Here is a 19,742-nt window from a genome sequence, read left to right as displayed (position 1 = left end):
ATTTGCAGGCTCAGTGAATCACTTCAATAGAGCAAACGGAAGCGGCTATAAGGGAGCCGCTTTTTTTTGTGCGCCAAAGCGATCAGCATCTACGCCTTGTTTCCAATAACCTACTGCAAAGGTGTTTAGGCGATCAAAACCTAAGTCTTGCTGCAACATCGGCCGTAAAGAGCGGATCTGTGAGGCTTCTAAGCCCATAAATATGTGACTATCGCTAGCCATACCTGCGGCGATTGTTTGCACTTGCTCTGCAAAGCTAATAGTTGCTTCATCCTCAACATACCAGTGGGTGTTCTCTGCAGCGTGATAGTCTAGCTCTATAATGTCTGCGCGAGTGGGAACAGAGATTATTACTCTAAGGTCGGCTTGTGGATTAAGCCTTGGCACATAGCCATTAATGGCGTTAACCGAGGTAATATCCCCTAGTAGCAAATAACTGTGATGATTAAACTGGGTCAGCTTTAGTTGCCCAGGGCCAGCAATGCTTAAGTGCTCACCTAGCTTTGCTTGGCTCGCCGAGTTAAACCAACGAATGGTGTAGGAGCGCATTTTAGGTTTTGAACCATCGCTGTTTGGCAATATCACCTTCACGTGTGCCCCTTCCTTAGATTCAGGAAAGCTTTTAAGACTGCTGCCTTTTACTACAATCCGCAGTAGGTGAGGAGAAAGTGGGATAAGCTGTGATACCTGAACCGGATACATTTTTGGCTTCATCGTTACTCCTAATGACTTGTACATTGCTTAATAGGTTGATAAAATCAACTATATTTTTAAAGGTAGACTTAGTCAACTATTATTTGAGGTCTTATGAAACAGCAATCAATTTCTGATTCGGTTTTTGCTCTGGTTCAAGCATATCGAATTGCTATGCGCTCTGGCTTAAAAGCCCAACAACTAGGCTTAAATGCCATGCATGTGAGTTGTTTAAGTTTTATTGCCGCAAGCCACCATTGCACGGCTAACAACATTGTTAATCACTTCTCGCGCGATAAAGCGCAAATCGCCCGTTTGCTAAAAGAAATGATTGAAAAAGATTGGCTGAGAAAAACCGCCAACCCAGAAGATAAACGCAGCCAGCTCTTGTCTCTCACAGATGAGGGGCAAGCGCTGGCAAGCTTAATTGAAGAGACCCAAAGCAAAGTGCTAAGCCAAATGTGTCAAAACCTCAGTGAACAACAAATTGAGGAATTTGAGAAGCTAGCAAAGGCGATGGTGGGGAACCTAAATGAGATGGGTCGTTAAGCTAACAACTTAATATCTTATCTTGCCTTCAAAGCCTGAGTTAGCAGCAACCAACAGAGCAAGTGTGATAAAGCTAATAATTGAACTAGACTTGGCTAGAAAGCGATAACTTAGTTAGATAGTTAGATAGTAAGTTACTTATTCTGCTGAAAAATAGGAGTTTTTATGCTGAGTGTTAGAGCGATAAAACGAGGGCTTGTTAGCGCGACCTTGTTGATGATGTCGGGTGTAGCAAATGCTGCTAGTGATGGCGTAATCAGTGTGGCCAGCCAGCATGATGTAAACCAAACCGCAGAGCGTATGTTGAGCATACTCGAGCAAAAAGGCATGACAGTGTTTAACCAAGTTAAGCATTCTGATGGCGCAGAGAAAGTGGGTATTGAGCTTAGAGATACTCAATTGATTATATTTGGTAACCCTAAAGTCGGTTCACCTCTAATGAAGTGCCAACAGCTGATTGCTTTAGATTTGCCGCAAAAAGCACTTATTTGGCAAGATGAAGCCGGGAAAGTGTGGATTTCTTATAACGATCCTCAGTATCTCGCTAAGCGTCACCAGGTAGCTGGTTGCGATCCGGTGTTTGGTAAAATCGCTGGTGCGTTAGCGGGCATTAGCAAGGCAGCCGCTAACTAATTCTTTTATCTTACTTAGCCAAAGTAGCATCCAGCTGCTTTGGTTCTTACTCCCTTAAATATGTTAATAAAACGTTATGTGAAGCAATTGTCATATAAACGTTTTTGTGAGCATTCTCGCCGATAAAATATTGCACTTATTAACAAAAAATGCCCGTGTAGAGCGCTTGTTGATATAAAACAAGGAAAGCTCTTGTGATGCGTTTGTGATATTTACTTGACCAGTTGTTTTGCTTAAATTAGCTTTAGTAAGTGAATTGTTGACTTTTTAGTCAATTTTAAGAAAGGGAGTTTGGCATGATTAGTGGGTTTAAAAGTCGCAGTATCTCATTGCAGTTGCAGTTAGTTATTGGCCTGATCATTTTGTTAGGTTTGGGTTTAATGGCGGCGCTGGTATATAACAAAGCCTCCAAAGCGCTGTTTGAACAAGCGATGGCTGATCATGAATCAAAAGTAAAAGCGGTTGCTTCTATGGTTGAAGGGCAATTTGCGTCTTATTTAGAGCGAGCTCAGGATTTAGAAGCGACGTTTCGAAATGGCTACTTGAGTGGCGTAGAAGTGGCTGAACGCACTGTTCAATTTGAGCAGTTTAGCGTTAAAGATGTTCATATTCGTGGTGCCTCACTGATTGATAACAGTCGCTATGTGGACCGTTTTACCGCCGATACCGGCGCGGTTGCTACTTTGTTTAGTGCCTCTGGCGACGATTTTGTGCGGGTGAGCACCTCATTAAAGAATAGCCAAGCTCAACGCGCAGTTGGCACTAAGTTGGGTTTAAATCACCCTGGCTATAGCACTTTGGTAAGTGGCCAAGCCTTTCATGCAAAAGTTACCTTATTTGGAAAAGACTATCTCACTTACTATAAGCCGATAAAAAACCAGCAGGGCAAAGTAGCTGCCTTAAGTTTTATTGGGGTACCTATCGACCAAGCCACAGAAGAAATCTTCGATAATCTTTCACAAATTAAATGGGGCGATACCGGTTACACCATTGTGGTAGACAACGATGCTAGCCATTTACTCGGTAACTACTTATTACACCCAGAAATTAAACCAGGTGAATCAATTATTGATCGCCGTGACTACGACGGTAATCAGCCATTTAAAGAAATCTTTAAGCAGCCTTCTGGTCGTTTGTTTTATCCCTACGAATACAATGGTGTAGTGGGTGAAAAATACTTGGTATTTGCCGAAGTACCAGGTTGGAATTGGAAAATACTGGGTGGCACCTTTGTTAGTGAAATAACTAAAGCTAGCCGCGATTTATTGGTGTTAATTGCTTTAGTATCGGTTTCGGTTTCGGTAGCGGTAGTTGTATTACTGGGTTTGGCCTTGTTACTAAAACAAATGACTAAACCCTTAGAAGTATTAAGCGAAAACATGCAGCGCATGGGTAATGGTGAAATTAGCGTTAGTTTTCAAGATGGCCGAGCAGAATCAAGCAACGAAGTTGAGCAGTTAAGTGCTGGCGCGAAAGAGATGGCCAGTAAACTAAACGACTTGGTTGGAAGTATTCGAAACACCAGTAGTGCTCTGCAAGAGCGCTCCAGCGGTGTTTATCAAGATGCGGAGCATAGCCTAGGCCAGTTGGATAATCAGCAAGCGCAGGTTGATCAAGTAGCTGCGGCTATTGAGGAAATGTCATCCTCTGCGGCGTCGGTAGCGGAACAGGTTGAAGACATTGCTAGCAGTGTGCGCGCTGCCGACGGTAATACCCAGCAAGGGGCAAAACTGGTCGCTCGAATGGTGGGGGAGATTGATTTACTTAATGACCAATTAAAATCCTCAGCCGAGGCCATTGAGTTAGTGGGTAAAGAAAGTAACAACATTCAAGATGTCACTAAAATGATCAACGATATTGCCGACCAAACTAACTTATTAGCACTTAATGCAGCTATTGAAGCGGCGCGAGCTGGTGAGCAAGGGCGCGGATTTGCAGTGGTTGCAGATGAAGTTAGAACGCTTGCCCAACGAACTCAAGAATCGGTTAAAGAAGTGGAAACCATTATCGCCAAGTTGCAATCAAGCACTAGCAATGCGGTGAGCATGATGAGCGAAAGCCAGAAACGCGGTGAGTTTTTTACCGAGCATGCAGCGCAAACTGGTGAAGCCTTAAATGGCATTACCGAGCAAGTTACCAGTATTGCTAGCCAGTCGGAAACCATTGCTGCTACTACCGAGCAACAAGCGCAGGTATCGCAAGAAATTGCTGCTAATGCCTCGCAAATTAGCAATCTTACCAGTGATAGCCGAAATACTGCGGCGCAAACAGCCAGTAGCGCCACCCAATTGCAAACGCTGTCGCAAGAGCTGCAGCAACAGGTGGCCCAATTTAGCTAGCCTAATATCATTACTTGGTAAATCGTCGGCGAAAGTCCCTTGGGCTTAAGCCGATGATTTTTATAAATACTTTTCTAAACGCTCCGGCGTCTTCATAACCTACTTGTTGGGCAATGGCTTCAGTACTTTGCGGGTTTGTTTCAAGTAGTTCGCAGGCTTTTTGAACCCTTAGTTTTTGCAAATACTGTATAGGCTTTAGGCCAGTAGCTTTAACAAAACGCCTTAATAAGGTTCGCTCTGTGAGAAAGCATTGTTCACACAGTAGTGCCACGTTGATGTTTTGCTGGTAGTGGCTTTGTATAAAGTGCTGCACTTTAATGATGTCGTTGTCGCCATGTTCAAAGTTTGGGTTAAAGCTTTGGTAGTAACGTTGTTCGCGCGGCCCTGTGTCTACAACTAGGCTTTTCCCCAATTGGCGCATGATGCTTGGCCGAGTATATTGCGCAACCAACTCTAAACCCAAATCAACCCACGACATTAAACCGCCAGCAGTAATAATATCGCCATTGTTAATAAGAATTTGTTCACTGCGCAGTAGGCAATCAGGGAAGCGCTTAGCAAAGTCTTCAGCTAAGGCCCAATGAGTAGTTACTGGGCGTTGGTTTAACAAATTTGCCTTAGCTAATATAAATGCGCCAGCACAGGCCGAGCTTACTATACAACCTTGTTTATGCAGCAGCTTTAACCATTGCAGTAGCTCTGGAGTTGGCGAGAGATAGTAATCATGATTAATGTTGGGTGGCACTATTACTACTTGTAAGCAGGATGCTTGCGCCGTTAGTTCGCCATGCTCAACAATATTACATTCAATATGGTGGTTATATTGCTGTTGTTGAGAGGTACTGTTGGCTAACAAAAACATTTCTTGTAAGCCAAATATGGCGGCCTGAGAGGCGCCAGGATAGCGAACAATAGTAATAGCGGTTGTCGGTGTCATAAAAGTGATTACAAGGTGTTTTGGTTGTTAAGCTTCGACCTAATAAGTTTTGCTAAGTTGCACCCTTGTATAACATTTTGTTCTACTACGATAATTTCGGACTTTAGTCCTTATCCTACTTACATTTTGTTGATCAATTTTTGGTGGTATTACTTGTAATTTTTAGCGAGTATCAGTAAAAGATGAACATCATTTTGTTAATCCCAAGCCATGTTTTTTAAGCACACTACATTTAAAGCTAAAATTACTTTACTGTTGCTGGCAGTGCTATTAGCTACCTGTTTAGCAAAAAACCTTGGCTTGAGTGTCTCTTGCCCCAGTGCGCATTTAGCGGATGAACAAAGCTTTTCCAGCCAGGTATTAAACGAGCAAAGCTGTCACTTTACTGAACATTTACTTAAGCAATACGTTCAAACCTTAGAGCAAGTATTTGTAGTGGTGCTATTTGCCGCTTTAGCGCTGGTAGTGCTGCCACACTTAAGCGCTTTTCAAACCTTTCTTAAACCTACTATTCCGCCTCCTCGGCGAATGTATCGCTCGGTGTGTCATTTTCGAGAATAAAAACTAACGGCAACCTTTTTGCGTTAATGTTTATTTATTGGAGATGATATTGAAAAATTTATTACCTTGGCTGTTGTTATTGAGCTTAACGCCGAGCTTGGCGTTTAGCCAAAGCACGGGCTGGTTAACTCATCAACAACACCCACCTGCGCAAGTTCGGCTTATGCTTACTGGTGAGTTTAATCAGCAAACCAAGCTTTTGCCTGCTGTGTTGCAAGTGAAGTTAGAAGACGATTGGAAAACCTACTGGCGCTCGCCAGGAGAAGGCGGCGTTGCGCCCAGTATTCGTTGGGATGAGGCAAGCAGCGTGCAATCACTTGAGTGGTTGTGGCCGCGGCCCGAGCGTTTTTCATTGCTGGGTTTGCAAACCTTTGGCTACCAACAAGCTGTGGATTTTCCACTGTTGTTAAGAGTTGATTCTAGCTCTCAGGCAGGCCGAATAAGCGGGGTATTAACCCTATCTACTTGCACCAATGTTTGTGTTCTCACTGATTACCCTTTTGCCGTTGATGTGGACTTAAAAGCGCTGCGCCCAGACAGTGAAGCGATGTATTTATACAACAAAGCAAACATGGCGGTACCGCCACTTGCTGAAGCAGGCACTAGTGACTTTGTATGGGATGAAACCAAGCAGCAATTGCAGGTAACCTTACGTGGTGAACATCAATGGCAGTTGCCGCAACTAGTGGTAGATGGTGACCCGGAAACTACCTTTAAACTGCTTAATTTGAGCCTACAGCCTAAGCAAGTAAGCGCGGTTTTTAGCGCTGAAAGCTGGTTAGCGCAACCGATGCTCACCGACAAAGTATTGCACTTAACCATATTTGATAAGCAGCAGGCTGTTGAGTACCAAAGTAAGGTTGTTGCTGGGCAGCTAAGTGTAGAAGAAATCGCTTGGCCTAAGTTATTAGTGTTTGCACTATTGGGTGGTTTAATCCTCAATATTATGCCTTGTGTATTGCCGGTATTGGGCATGAAGCTTGGCTCGGTGATTACTGCAGCTAGTGTCGACCAAGGGCGAATTCGCAGCCAATTTTTAGCATCAGCAGCTGGCATTGTTGTGTCATTTTGGATCTTGGCTGGCTTTGTTATGTTGCTTAAAGTTAGCGGCCAGGCTGTAGGGTGGGGGATTCAATTTCAACAACCTTGGTTTATCGGCTTTATGGTGCTGGTAACTGCGTTGTTTGCGCTAAATATGTTGGGAGCGTTTGAAATAAGCCTGCCGGCTTCTTGGCAAACGCGGTTAGCAAGCAGTGGCGGAAATAGTTATGGCGGGCACTTTTTACAGGGGATGTTTGCCACTCTTTTAGCGACGCCCTGTAGTGCGCCATTTTTGGGAACCGCGGTGGCGTTTGCTCTGGGAGCAGAACCCTTATCTCTAATCATCATCTTTAGCGCATTAGCGCTTGGCATGGCGTTGCCTTGGCTGTTAGTAGCGGCATTTCCAAGCTTAGCAAAAGCTTTACCCAAACCAGGTAAATGGATGAAGCAAGTAAAGCTGGTTTTTGCTTTGATGTTGCTGGCAACTTGCTTATGGCTGTTAAGTTTACTGGCCAATTTTTTATCTGGTGTTGGGTTGTTACTTGTAACTGCCGTGGTAGTGCTGACCTTTGTTTGGGTACTGCTTAAACAATACGGCGCTAAAGCATTGCTGATAAGTTTTAGTGCCTTGATGTTGCTTGGTGGCGGCGTTGCATTAGTGGGCGCAATGACGAGTGAGCGCTGGGCAAAAGTATTGCCTAGTGATTTAGTTTGGCAACCTCTCCAACAAAGCAACATTGCCGAGCAAGTGGCGCAAGGCAAAGTCGTGTTGGTTGATGTGACCGCTGATTGGTGCATTACCTGTAAGGCAAATAAAGTGGGGGTGCTGCTTCAAGATCCAACATACAGCCGGCTAAAGCTAGACACCGTGCATTTAGTTAAAGGTGATTGGACTAAGCCCTCTAGTGAGGTAAGTGCCTTCTTACAGCGTTACCAACGTTTTGGCGTGCCGTTTAATATTGTCTATGGCCCTGCTGCGCCAAATGGTATCGCTCTCCCCGTTATTTTAAGCCATCAGGTAATTGAGCAAGCACTTGCTCAAGCTGCCGGTGATGCATCTCTTTTTCAGGATTGAATTTATGAACTCTGTAATTTTTATCGTCGCAAAACCTGCGCTAACTAGTTTGCTGTTTAGTGTTAACAAGCCTGCCTTTTTTGCGGAGGAACGCTCATGTTAAGTAAGTTGTTGTCTGTTTTTAAGCAACTCATCAGCATGGTGCTTTTTGTCACTGTGGTAGGTATAGGTGTGGATTTCTGGCGCTCACAAGATTTACCAGAAGGTGAGTTGCCCAACTTAAGCGCAGTTACTCTAGGTGGTGAGGCAATAGATCTAAAGGACCTAAGCAAAGATGAACCAGTATTGATTTACTTTTGGGGATCTTGGTGTGGCGTATGTAATTTTGTGAGCCCAGCGGTAAACACCATGGCTAAGCACTTCAATGTAGTGACAGTTGCATTGCGTTCTGGCGAGCAAGCCAAGGTACAGGCTTATTTAACACATCATGAATACCAGTTCCCAGTGATTAACGATCCGCAAGCTAACTTGGGCGGGCAATGGGGCATTTCGGTAACGCCAACCTTGATGGTGGTTAAAAATGGAGAGCTAAAACACTATACCGCGGGTTTTACCACCTTACCGGGTATGTGGTGGCGGATGCTAATGGCATAAGCCCCGATATTGAAACTAGGCGGCTCTGCTTGGCGTGTTAGTTGTGCTCAAGTAAGGCAGCATCATCAATAATTTGTTGATAGGCACCAGATTGCTTTAGTTTCTGAAGTCCACGATTAAAAGCAGCCAACAATTGTTTACTCCGTTGTTGGTTGTTCTTTGAAAAAATTACATGAGTATAAGTTTGTTGCACCGATTGAGGGTGGTGGGTGAATAGAGCTGCTTTTTCTGCAGGAAAGTACTGCTTGATTAATTGATAGCCAACATGAATATCGGAAGGAAATATGTCAATTCTACCGACGAGAAGTTTCTTAAGGTTTAGTAAATCAGAAGAAACATACTCTACTTTTAATTCACTTTTTTCAGCTGCTAGATCAAAGGCATAGCCGTAAGTATATTGTTCTGTTGCACCTATTGTTAGCTGTTTTAAACTGTCTATATTGTGCCAATTAAAGGGCTGCTGGCTTAAGTGAAAAAACACTTTGTTGTGCCAAAAGACCGGCTCACTAAATAGCACAGCTTTTTCTTTGCTGGTGGTTTTTGCCCATGTTAAAGAGCCATCTACCTTGCCCTGTTCAACATACATATAGGCTCTAGCCCAAGGTAAGAATTGATATTGCACTTCATAATCTTCTAGGGCAAAAGCTTGACGAACTATTTCAGAATAGAAACCTTGATGCGCTAAAGACTTAGATGTAAAAGGGGGCCACTCTCCACTAGATAGGGTAACGAGCTCGGCAGCTTTTGTAGGCAGGGCTATCAATGCAAACACAATGATGGTTTTGCAAACATAAACAAAGTAATAAAAATAGCTGCGCACATTTACTCCATATTTGTTTGCTTTTTAATCATCCGTGTTGTTCTAATTAAAGCAGTTATTGCGGTCTTTTTACAGCTTACTGATAGTTTTATGCCTTTTGGTGCCTTAGGCGCGCACATAGTGGCTTTGTACTAGCTCGTTTAGCAAGACCTTGGTTTGCTTGTGCTTAAAGCTTTGGCTTTGCAGTAGCTCCCCGAATAACGGCGCTCCGCCGCCTAACAAAATGGGGAAACGAGTAAGAATAAGTTCATCAATCAGCTCTTTTGCCAAAAACTGTTGAATGGTGATGCCGCCATCAATGTATAAATTATGGTAGCCCTGTTGGTTGAGCGATGATACCAGCTGCTTAAGCTCGCCATTTACAATACGTACATCGCCAGTAAAGCCTTCTGGTAATTGCTTTAGGCTGTTACTCAGCAGCATTACCGGTTTGTTGTAGGGCCAATCAATGCCAAAGCTTACAACCTTTTCAAAGGTATTTCGCCCCATAACTAAAGCGTCGATACCCGCCATAAACTCGCCGAAGCCTAAGTCTCCGCCATCGGGGTTCGCAACACTTTCTAGCCAAGCTATATCTCCCTCTTTGTCGGCGATATAGCCATCAAGGCTTAGGGCGATATATACGATATTCGACATCTGGTGTTCTCCAGTTTGCTTGCTGAAATGCACTTGCTAAAAGCTAACTGCTGAGTTTACTGCAACTAGGTTTACTTCAAGTATAGGCGCCCTATCACGGGGTAATTACCGAACTTTTAGTTATGATTAAGGAAAATCGATTTCACTGGCGCTCTCTAACCATGTGGGATGTTTTTGCATAATTGAGCGAAACAATGCTGAGTCAATAAACTGCTTTAACCACGCTTGCAAATGCGGATAGGGGGCTTGTTCAAACCAGCTTAGATCGACCGAAGCAAATTGACGAATAAAAGGCAGCAGTGCCATATCTGCTAGGCTTTGCTGTTCGCCCATTAGATAAGGAGTGCGGCTAAGCTGTTGTTCAAGCTCTTGCAAAAATGCCTCACCTTGTTGGCGGTAGTCTTCAGGGCTTTGCTCCGGAAAACGCACTGCGTATTTATACTTATCTAATAAAGGCTTAAATTGCTCATCATTGCGCTGCACCCAATCCAGCATCTGCTGGTAATTAGGGGAGAGCCAAGCCTTGGGATCGTTTTGTTTAAGTGCCCACAGCATTATCTCAAAGCTTTCTTCTATGACTTGGCCATTGGCTAATTGCAAAACAGGAACCGTGCCTTTGGGGGATATTTCCAGCATTTCTGGCGGCTTATATTTGAGGACTATTTCGCGTAGTTTTACTGGTGTTTGGCTAACTGCAATAGCTAACCGCGCTCGCATGGCGTAGGGGCAGCGGCGAAAAGAATACAAAATAGTGGACATAACTAACTCTCAAACAAGGCGTAGGCCGACCTTACCCAGTTACCTTTTATCACGCAAGTGATTGGTTTAAAGGCTTGCTAAAAGTAACACTTAGCACTATCACTAATTCATTATTAATGCATTTCATATTATGCGGCTAGCGGTCGCCAAAATGAGTAAAGGATGACTAATGGAACATCGAACGCGCAGTGTGGGCATTATAGGTGTAGGCAATGTTGGTGTGGCAGGGGCTTACGCTCTGTATTTACGTGAAGCTTGTGAAGAGCTGGTTTTGGTGGATATGAATAAGGCTAGAGCCGAAGGGGAAGCCTTAGATTTAATGCATGGGCAGGGTTTAACCGGCAGGATGCAAGTTAGTGCGGGTGAGTTCTCCGACTTGGCCCGTTGCCAAGTTATTGTTGTTACCGCAGGAGTGGGACAAAAATCGGGCGAGAGCCGCTTAGAGTTGTTAGAAAACAATGCCAAAGTATTTAAATCTATTGCTGTTCAACTCGACCGCTATGCGCCTAGCGCCATTGTGGTGGTGGCCAGCAATCCGGTAGATGTATTAACGTTTATGTTGCAGGAGCTGAGCCAACGCCCTAAACATCGGATTATTGGCACCGGCACTATGTTAGATACTTCGCGTTTAAAAACATTGTTGGGCGAAATGTATCAAGTCGATCCGCAATCGGTGCATGGTTACATTTTAGGTGAGCATGGCGATTCAGAGTTGGCGGCATGGTCGACGGTGAGCATTGGAGGCTTAGCTATTCAAGGACAAACGGTATTTGGCGTAAGCTATTCTGCTTGCCGATTAGAAGAGCTAGCTGAGAGTGTTAAGCAAGCGGCTTACAAAATTATTGAAGGGAAGGGCTACACCAACTTGGCAATAGGAGTAGTGATTGCACGTTTGGTTGAAGCGATATTGGATGACAGCAAAACCGTGTTGCCAGTATCGGTGCGTTTAAGTGGCGAATACCAACTTAGCAATGTAGCCCTTAGTTTACCGGCGTGTATTGGCTTAAAAGGGGTTGAGAAGTTGATTGAGCTACCACTTGAAAGTGATGAGTTAGCTGCTCTGCAAAAATCAGGTGAAACGATGCGAGAAAGCTTGAGCAAGATTGGATTTTAACTGTATTAGTAGGTTAAGACTAAGAATAGTAAGTCAATTTGCGAAATTCGTGCTTGATAAGTGTTTGATATAAAGTTAATTTTTTCTAGCTTCAACGTGGAGTAGAGATGTTTTTAATACCTCTCTAAATAATTCATTTGTTGTTAACGACAAGTGATTCAATGGATTGAACTAGGAAATCATATGAAAACTATTTTCGCATTTATTGCTCTTTTAACTATTTCATTTTCTTCGAGTGCGGCCTACACCGCTAATGTAACGTCAACAGTGCAATGGGTAAAAATCTACAATAATCAAACCATCTATTTTAAGCTGAATGACCATCCAAACACGCCTTGTGACCAAGATTATTTTATTCTGGATTCGCTGATGGACGATGCTATGACTGAGCGATTCTTTACTATGCTATTGTCGGCTAAAACCACTAATGCGCCCGTATTAGTTGGTTACGGTACTGCACCAGAAGATTGCCGTAGCGGTCGTTCTTTGGCTTATGCGTTAACTCATTACTAAGTTAAAATGAGTTTTTAGGTATTAGAAAAGGAGGCTTGCGCCTCCTTTTTAAATCAAGCTACAAGCTAGCTGCTAGTTAGTTACATACTGCGCCGCTTACTACCGGGATTGGCGCTGGTTGGTTCGCCGCTCCTTTGCTACCTTGCAAGCCAAAGCTTACCGATTGGCCAGGTTGAATTTGACCATTCCAAGCCAGTGAACTTGCGCTGTAAGGGTTAGTACCACTAACAGTGGCGTTCCAAGCGCTGGTCATGCTTGAACCCTCGTTATAACTCCAGCTTACATCCCAAGAGTTAATGACTGCGTTAGTATTGTTGCTTATGGTGATACTAGCTACAAAGCCAGAGTTCCACTCGTTATCAACAGAGTAACTGCAGTTAGCGATTACTGGAGCTTCGGTTACGGTAATGACTTTACTGCTAGTATCTACTCCGCCTTTACCATCATCAACACTTAGCTCGGCAGTATAAGTACCTGCAGTTGTATAGCTATGGCTAGTAGTTTCGCCTGTGGCCGTTGCGTTATCACCAAAGGCCCAAGTATAACTAAGCGTATCGCCGTCTGCATCGTTTGAGCAAGTTGCGTCAAAGGTAACTGGGTCACCAACATATGCACTGCTTGGTGAAGCAGAAAAACAGGCTTCTGGAGGAAGATTGCTATTGGGATCTTCTACCGTAATGGCTACCGTTGCAGGCTCTGAAGTGAGTTGTTCATCGTCGGTAACGGTATAGGTGAAGCTATCTACGCCGATGTATCCAGCATTTGGCGTATAAGTCACTTGTGGACCGTTTCCAGTAACAGAGCCATTAGCTGCCTGAGTATAGGCATAACTAACAATGCTGCCGTTACTGTCGCTACCCTCAAGGGTAATGCTAAGTGGAGTATCCAAATTGCCGCTAACTTCTAGGTCTTTGGCTGTTGGTGGGCAGTTGGCATCACAGATGATGGGGAACAAATCTTCGTATAGCGCGTTGGCGGTAGCAACATCTACTTGAGCCCAGTAACGGTGGTAAGTATAGCTTGGGTCGCGGTCTTCGCTAATGGCTGTTTGCAGTTCTACATAGCCAGGATCTGAGTCGTTGTAGAAAGGGCGCATGCTAGTAAAGGTAGTATCTGCATTTAGCTCTGCTCCTACACCGTTTACACCACTCCAACCGGGAGGAAAGTATACCGAATCGTTAATTCTTTCTCGGTAATCGCCACGACTTTCGGGAGCTGCTACACCTTTATCGGTGCGATGGTTAGCCCAGAAACGATCTAAGATCATTTGCGCGGCGTCTTTCGCTCCTTGGTGTACTTGGCCTTGGTGTTTCTCTTCAGCAGCGGCGTAGTACATTAAGGCTTTAGCCAAACTGTGTGCTACACCAACATCTTGGTTTTGCGAAGTAACTGTAACGTGTAAGTTGTTGTTAGCTACCGGGTTAGCGGGGTCCCATTTCTCTGGTAAGCCACTAAACTCTAGGCCTGCAGCGAGTTTTACATCGTCATTACTAAAATCTAGCACAGCTAAACCAGTGGCCGGATTGCTGTCTAAAATCCAGCCTATCCATTTATCCATTATCGCTTTAGAGCGCGCTTCGCCAGTTATGTAGTAATACTCGGCTACGCGCTCTGTGCCCCAAGCTTGCCAACCAAACCATGTGCCCGAACCTGGGTCTTCATAAACGGGGTTTTCATCGTAAACCATGCCATAGAAAGTGGCATTTTGGCGCTCTACTGGGTAGGTGGAATACGTGCCGTTCCAACTATTGGTGGCTCCTCCAGAAAATGCACCTTCTGCAGATTGGGTCCATTGGAAAAATTCTAAAGAACGCTCCAAACCAACGGTCCAATCTTCTACTGAGTTAGGCGCCAGGGGTTTTAGCTCGGGGATTTGCGATAGCGCATACGCTGCCATCGGGTTTTGATATGCGTAGTGAATATGGCTTGAGCCTATACGCCAGCCCCAGTTTTGAGTGGTATCAATTGGGCCGCCCCAAGAGTAATACCAAGACATTAAATAGTGCGCAGACTCGTAGCCTACACCTGCGCTACCTTGTTCATCTTGCGAGCCAATTTTTTTGAAGTATTTGTCAAACATGGCCAAACGCAAGTAGTCACCCATTTTGGAGGTTTTAGCCATTAAACCTGGAGCAACGACTTCTGGGTCTACGCCTTGATCCTTCATCCACTGTAAGGCCCAATACATCACTTGTACTACACGCGCGTCTGCGTCGGGCGCATTGGTGTAGCGCCATTGTGCGGCTGGGGCTTGCGGCTCAGAAACAAATAGGTCTAAAAAGCCATATTCTCCACCCCATTTAAATTCTTCCCATGATGGGTGAGGCACAGTTTCCCACACCGATTCTTGTTCCCCTCGCTGGAAGGTATTGATGTAAGAAGGAGTAGAAACACCATCGCCAAGGTTGCCGTATTTGTAGGTATTATCCATGTCTAACAACCAGTGCATGCCGTACACATCCCAGGTGCCATAAGTTGCAGCAAGTCCTGCGCTAATTGGGTCTTCACCCACTGCTGCACCAGAGTCTAGCGCTAGAGGATAGCTAGAAGGTAGCGGCCCTTCCGGTACATAAGTTGCCTTACCCGAGGCATAGTTCGCTGCGGTGGGCTGCATTTCTGAAGTAGGAATAATCTGCTCTTCAATTATTCTCCAAGCTTCAATTAAGGGTTGCCAATCACCGGTGATTTTACCGTGCACTGCTTCTAACCAAAGAATATAGGAATAAGCTTCCGAGGTTGATTCGTGGCCGTGATCGGGGGCCTCAATAATAAAGGTTTCTACCGAGTGGTAAGGACCTCCATCAGCACTTAAATAACCATTAGCAGGGTTATAAATTTCATTACGTAGTTCAGTAAAGCGGTCTTGATATACACCAGCATTAGCCATGCTACTTAAACCAGCACTGGCAAGGGCGGCAATAACTGATAAACGTAATGAGTGGTGTTTGATTTTTCCTGAGAAGCCGGTGGTTTGTTGTGGCTTTGTCCAGGATGTTTTTGATAAAAACATGTGAATCTCCGTTTCGTATGAGAACTCATCATTATGATGAGCGAGTATCATCAATAGCCGACGATTCGTTACCGCATAGCTTGGTGCTGTAAGCTAATTTTCCGTTCGCTAGCTATTTACCTTTTGCTTTGCATGTATGTTCATTCAATTTATTTGTAAGAATTGCTAGCGTTTGCTCTTTGGCAATGTCTTTGCGGCAATCTTGCCCTTACGGTATTGACTAATCACATAATTCCCTCATGCGAATAAAGGTATAAGTCAGCTTTTTGATTTTTATTATGTGATTTGATAATAATGATCGAATGTGTGAAAGCAGCACAAACTTAGTGAGTGTTAAGAAATATTAGGCCGATGTTTCAGAAGGTGAGCGGCTAAAAATGAGATCTGGATTTATCGCCTGTTGCTTAGCAAGGTGAGTAGATTGCGAAATGGGTTCTAGTTTGGAGGAAATGCTAATGCTGTTGGTTTTAAACATGAAAAAAGGAGGCCTAGGCCTCCTTTACTTACGGATTATGAAACGAACATTGGATCTTAGTTACACACAGCGCCAGTAACGGTTGCTACAGGAGCAGGGCCGTTAAATACCGCTTTATTGCCTTGCAGACCAAAACTTACTGATTGGCCTGGCTGGATGCGTGAGTTCCAGCTTAATGAGCTAGCAGAGTATGGATTACTACCACTAAAGTTAGCGTTCCAACCGTTGCTCATTACCGAACCGTCGGCGTAGTTCCAGTTAACATCCCAACCATCAATCACTTCGTTACCGTTGTTAGTAATGGTTATGGTTGCAACAAAGCCAGCGTTCCAGTGGTTTTGCACTTCGTACTTACAGCTAGCGCTAGAAACCGGCGCTTCGCTAATAGTGATAGTAGTGCTAGAGGTATCTACACCACCTTTACCATCGTCTACTGTTAGTACTGCATTGTAGCTACCCGCTTGTGAGTAGCTATGTTGAGTTGAAGCTCCGCTGCCATTGCTGTTGTCGCCAAAGGCCCAGCTATAGCTTAAGTTATCTCCGTCTGCATCGTTTGAGCAGTTAGCGTTAAAGCTAATCGCGTCGCCAACATTAGCGCTGGTTGGGGTAGCGGTAAAACAAGCTTCCGGAGGCAGGTTGCCAGCAGGCTCTTCAATGGTGATAGTTACGTTTGAAGTATCTACGCCACCTTTGCCATCATTTACTGTTAACACTGCGTCGTAGCTGCCAGCGGCTGCATAACTGTGCTTAATGCTTGCACCGCTGCCGTTGCTGTTGTCGCCAAAGGCCCAGCTGTAGCTTAAGGTGTCGCCATCAGTGTCTGTTGCACAGCTTGCGTCAAAGCTAATGATATCGCCTACCATTGCACTAGTTGGTGTAGCAGTAAAACACGCTTCTGGTGGCAAGTTACTGTTTAGATCTTCAACAGTGATAGTTACCGTAGCTGGGGCAGAGCTTAGTTGCTCGTTGTCGGTAACTGTGTAAGTAAAGCTATCAACACCTACAAAGCCATTTTGCGGAGTATAAGTAACTTGTTTACCTGTGCCACTTACTGTGCCGTTGCTCGCTTGGCTGTAGTTGTAAGACTCTACCGTGCCATTGTTGTCACTGCCTTCTAGGGTAATGCTAGTTGCAGTGTTTACCGAAGTTTTAACTGCAATGTCTTTAGCGCTTGGGGAGCATCCGTCTGCACAATCAGCCTCAGGGAACAATTCAGCATACAAGGCGTTTGCAGTTGCAACATCTACTTGGGCCCAGTAACGGTGGTAAGTGTATGTTGGATCGCGACCTTCAGCTAAAGCATTTTGCAGCTCTTGATATCCTGGATCTGATTCGTTGTAGAAAGGACGCATGCTAGAGAATGTGGTGTCGGCATTTAAGTCTGCGCCAACCGCATTTTTACCGCTCCATCCTGCTGGGAAGAATACTGGCTCGTTGATGCGTTCTGCATAGTCGCTGCGTGTTTCAGGGGCCGAGACACCTTTATCTGTGCGATGGTTAGCCCAAAAACGATCCAAAATCATTTGTGCAGCATCTTTAGCACCTTGATGAACTTCACCTTGGTGTTTCTGTTCTGCTGCAGCGTAGTACATAAGGGTTTTAGCTAAGTTGTGCGCAACACCCACATCTTGCCCGTGGTCTATTACTTCAACATGAAGGTTTGTATTGGCTTTAGGGTTAGCAGGATCCCATTTCTCTGGAACACCCGTAAAGGCTAAAGTTGCAGCGAGTTTTACGTCGTTGTCACTAAAATCGAGAACTGGTAGGCCCTTTTCTGGTGTAGCGTTTAGCACCCAGCTAATCCACTTATCTAGGATCGCTTTAGCGCGTGCTTCGCCAGTAATGAAGTAGTATTCAGCTACCCGCTCAACCCCCCAAGTTTGCCAACCGAACCAAGTGCCAGAACCTGGATCTTCATAAACTGGGTTTTCGTCGTAGGCTAAACCATAGAAGGTATTGTTAGCGCGGTCTGCTGGGTAGGTATCGTATTTTCCGTTCCAACTGTTGGTGGCACCACCAGAGAATGCGCCCTCAGCTGACTGTGTCCATTGGAAAAATTCTAAAGAACGCTCTAGGCCAATATCCCAATCTCGAACTGAGTTTGGTGCTTTAGGTTGTAGCTCGGCAATTTGCGAGAGTGCATAAGCCGCCATTGGGTTTTGGTAGGCAAAGTGAACGTGGCTAGAACCAATACGCCAAGCCCAGTTTGCTGAAGGGTCAATAGGACCACCCCAAGAGTAGTACCAAGACATTAGGTAGTGAGCAGAGTCGTAACCCTGGCCAGCGCTTCCCTGCGCATCTTGCGAACCAATCTTCTTGAAGTATTTGTCAAACATGGCCAAACGCAGGTAATCACCCATTTTGGCTGCTTTAGCCATTAGACCTGGTGCAACAACTTCTGGATCTTGTCCACGTTCTTTCATCCATTGCAATGCCCAGTACATCACTTGTACTGCACGAGCATCGGCATCTGGCGCATTGGTGTAACGCCATTGCTTAGCAGGCGCTTGAGATTCTTTAACAAACAAGTCTAAAAAGCCGTACTCACCGCCCCAACTAAAATCTTCCCAAGAAGGGTGTGGCACCGTTTCCCATACCGACTCTTGTTCGCCACGTTGGAAGGTGTTGATGTATGAAGGCGTAGATGTTCCGTCTCCCAAATTACCGTACTGGTAGACATTGTCCATGTCTAACAACCAGTGCATACCGTAAACGTCCCAGGTACCGTAGGTTGAAGCTAGGTCGGCACTGATTGGGTCTTCACCTACAGCTGCGCCGTTAGTTAGTGGAAGGGGATAGCTAGAAGGTAGCGGGCCTTCTGGTACATAAGTCGCTTTAGCGTTCGCGTATTTATCGGCCGTAGGCTGCATTTCCGAAGTAGGAATAATGTGGTCTTCAATAAGAGCCCAGGCATCGATAAGCGGCTGCCAATCACCGGTTAGTTTACCGTGAACAGCTTCTAACCAAAGAATGTAAGAATACGCTTCAGAGGTTGATTCATGCCCGTGATCTGGCGCTTCAATAATAAAAGTTTCGATAGAGTGGTAAGGGCCACCGTCGGCACTTAGATAACCATTTTCTGGTGCGTAAATTTCACCGCGAATTTCAGCAAAACGATCTTCGTATTCCGACGCATTAGCGATACCAGAAAAGCTAACCCCAACAAGGGCACTAACAATTGCGGCGGTAAGTTTAGAGCGTCGTATTAACCCAGTAGCTTGATTTGAACCGCGTAAATGGTTCGAACCTAAACGTTTAGCAAATTGCATTGTAAACTCCATTTCAAAAAATAAACCCTAACGACAGGGTATTGCTGTCACCTTTAAAACACATTGGTCACTGTTGCCGTGTGTGGCTTTCTAGCCGCATCATCTAGCAACAGATTTTTATACAGCCTAAAAAAACGGAATCTATCGCCAAGCTCTTGGCTAGTTTGAGCGTGTTGTTTTTTTACAAGGGGAGTTAACACCTAGCCAACAGAACGGACGATAAATTCGGGCTAAAGAATCAAACTTATTAATAGAAATATCTATAGCTGTTTTGATGAACAAATCTGGCAGCGTGATGTAAAACATTGAATGGATAAAAAACAATCTACATTTAGAGTTTGTTTCATGTGTTATTGCATAAATATGTGATTCTGATCGCGGGAGGTGTTTGAGATGATATTGATTTTTTAACAGGGTTATACCAATTTTAGCTTTGTTATAGATATTAACTTATGACTTATATTGGCTGTTTTTATCGTTTTATTTCATTATTATTAATGATTTGTATGTATTCCCGTGCCTGTCTCAATGAGGGGTTTTTACCAAGTTCTGCATTTCTTTGTGTTGTTGTTTAAATAAATGATGATGAATATTTAATGGTAAATATTCATTTTTGTCAATTGTTATGTCCCCAATTTGAGACAGTGTTTTCTAAAGTGAGCTGTGGGCTTAAGAATAAAGGCTACAAGCGAATAAATTGCTTAGTTCATAAATGTGAAAGGCT

The 19,742-nt window shown here is 44.5% G+C and carries 15 protein-coding genes; 8 read left to right on the top strand and 7 right to left on the bottom strand.

What is annotated here, in order from left to right; all coding sequences use genetic code 11:
• Nucleotides 1–45: 45 nt before the first annotated feature.
• Nucleotides 46–714 (bottom strand): siderophore-interacting protein, encoded by a 669-nt coding sequence (locus LQZ07_RS17830; protein WP_152781710.1) that lies wholly within the window; start codon nucleotides 712–714, stop codon nucleotides 46–48.
• Nucleotides 715–807: 93 nt separating this feature from the next.
• On the opposite strand from LQZ07_RS17830, the gene LQZ07_RS17825 reads away from it, so the two are divergent.
• The 3 genes from LQZ07_RS17825 to LQZ07_RS17815 all read left to right on the top strand — a co-directional run bounded on the left by LQZ07_RS17825 (nucleotide 808) and on the right by LQZ07_RS17815 (nucleotide 4,214).
• Nucleotides 808–1,242 carry a MarR family winged helix-turn-helix transcriptional regulator gene (locus tag LQZ07_RS17825; protein WP_152781708.1) on the top strand — a complete coding sequence of 145 codons (435 nt, stop codon included), beginning with the start codon at nucleotides 808–810 and terminating at the stop codon, nucleotides 1,240–1,242.
• A 165-nt stretch (nucleotides 1,243–1,407) separates the two neighbouring features.
• Entirely contained in the window at nucleotides 1,408–1,875 is a 468-nt protein-coding gene (locus LQZ07_RS17820; protein ID WP_227981246.1) for a DUF302 domain-containing protein, read from the top strand.
• A gap of 296 nt (nucleotides 1,876–2,171) precedes the next feature.
• Nucleotides 2,172–4,214 carry a methyl-accepting chemotaxis protein gene (locus tag LQZ07_RS17815; protein ID WP_152781706.1) on the top strand — a complete coding sequence of 681 codons (2,043 nt, stop codon included), beginning with the start codon at nucleotides 2,172–2,174 and terminating at the stop codon, nucleotides 4,212–4,214.
• Nucleotides 4,215–4,224: 10 nt separating this feature from the next.
• Here LQZ07_RS17815 and LQZ07_RS17810 read toward each other — a convergent pair whose 3' ends face one another.
• Nucleotides 4,225–5,151 (bottom strand): GlxA family transcriptional regulator, encoded by a 927-nt coding sequence (locus tag LQZ07_RS17810; RefSeq protein ID WP_152781704.1) that lies wholly within the window; start codon nucleotides 5,149–5,151, stop codon nucleotides 4,225–4,227.
• Between the two features lie 210 nt (nucleotides 5,152–5,361).
• Between LQZ07_RS17810 and LQZ07_RS17805 the strand changes: the two genes are divergently transcribed.
• The 3 genes from LQZ07_RS17805 (at nucleotide 5,362) to LQZ07_RS17795 (ending at nucleotide 8,422) form a co-directional block, all read left to right on the top strand.
• Nucleotides 5,362–5,712: a hypothetical protein gene (locus LQZ07_RS17805; RefSeq protein ID WP_152781702.1), complete on the top strand. Its 351-nt coding sequence runs from the start codon at nucleotides 5,362–5,364 to the stop codon at nucleotides 5,710–5,712.
• Between the two features lie 43 nt (nucleotides 5,713–5,755).
• Nucleotides 5,756–7,828, top strand: coding sequence for a protein-disulfide reductase DsbD (locus LQZ07_RS17800; RefSeq protein WP_152781700.1), 2,073 nt, complete (start codon nucleotides 5,756–5,758; stop codon nucleotides 7,826–7,828).
• A gap of 96 nt (nucleotides 7,829–7,924) precedes the next feature.
• Nucleotides 7,925–8,422, top strand: coding sequence for a protein disulfide oxidoreductase (locus LQZ07_RS17795; RefSeq protein ID WP_152781698.1), 498 nt, complete (start codon nucleotides 7,925–7,927; stop codon nucleotides 8,420–8,422).
• Nucleotides 8,423–8,459: 37 nt separating this feature from the next.
• On the opposite strand, the gene LQZ07_RS17790 is transcribed toward LQZ07_RS17795, so the two are convergent.
• From LQZ07_RS17790 to LQZ07_RS17780, 3 genes are all read right to left on the bottom strand, one after another.
• On the bottom strand, nucleotides 8,460–9,242 hold the full coding sequence (locus LQZ07_RS17790; protein WP_152781695.1) for an ABC transporter substrate-binding protein: 783 nt from the start codon (nucleotides 9,240–9,242) through the stop codon (nucleotides 8,460–8,462).
• Nucleotides 9,243–9,347: 105 nt separating this feature from the next.
• Nucleotides 9,348–9,878, bottom strand: a complete 531-nt coding sequence (locus LQZ07_RS17785) for a dihydrofolate reductase family protein (protein WP_152781693.1) — start codon at nucleotides 9,876–9,878, stop codon at nucleotides 9,348–9,350.
• A 126-nt stretch (nucleotides 9,879–10,004) separates the two neighbouring features.
• Nucleotides 10,005–10,637 (bottom strand): glutathione S-transferase, encoded by a 633-nt coding sequence (locus LQZ07_RS17780; protein ID WP_152781691.1) that lies wholly within the window; start codon nucleotides 10,635–10,637, stop codon nucleotides 10,005–10,007.
• Between the two features lie 169 nt (nucleotides 10,638–10,806).
• Between LQZ07_RS17780 and LQZ07_RS17775 the strand changes: the two genes are divergently transcribed.
• Together LQZ07_RS17775 and LQZ07_RS17770 are read left to right on the top strand one after the other, a co-directional pair.
• On the top strand, nucleotides 10,807–11,751 hold the full coding sequence (locus LQZ07_RS17775) for an L-lactate dehydrogenase (RefSeq protein ID WP_152781689.1): 945 nt from the start codon (nucleotides 10,807–10,809) through the stop codon (nucleotides 11,749–11,751).
• A 183-nt stretch (nucleotides 11,752–11,934) separates the two neighbouring features.
• Complete coding sequence (locus LQZ07_RS17770) at nucleotides 11,935–12,264, top strand: hypothetical protein (protein WP_152781687.1); 330 nt, start codon at nucleotides 11,935–11,937, stop codon at nucleotides 12,262–12,264.
• A gap of 76 nt (nucleotides 12,265–12,340) precedes the next feature.
• On the opposite strand, the gene LQZ07_RS17765 is transcribed toward LQZ07_RS17770, so the two are convergent.
• Together LQZ07_RS17765 and LQZ07_RS17760 are read right to left on the bottom strand one after the other, a co-directional pair.
• Complete coding sequence (locus LQZ07_RS17765; RefSeq protein WP_152781685.1) at nucleotides 12,341–15,274, bottom strand: glycoside hydrolase family 48 protein; 2,934 nt, start codon at nucleotides 15,272–15,274, stop codon at nucleotides 12,341–12,343.
• 531 nt (nucleotides 15,275–15,805) lie between these two features.
• Nucleotides 15,806–19,018, bottom strand: coding sequence for a glycoside hydrolase family 48 protein (locus tag LQZ07_RS17760; RefSeq protein WP_152781683.1), 3,213 nt, complete (start codon nucleotides 19,016–19,018; stop codon nucleotides 15,806–15,808).
• Nucleotides 19,019–19,742: the final 724 nt, after the last annotated feature.

The sequence above is a fragment of the Agarivorans sp. B2Z047 genome, assembly GCF_023373605.1.
GTDB lineage: Bacteria > Pseudomonadota > Gammaproteobacteria > Enterobacterales > Celerinatantimonadaceae > Agarivorans > Agarivorans albus.
This window is presented reverse-complemented; position numbering and strand designations above follow the sequence as displayed.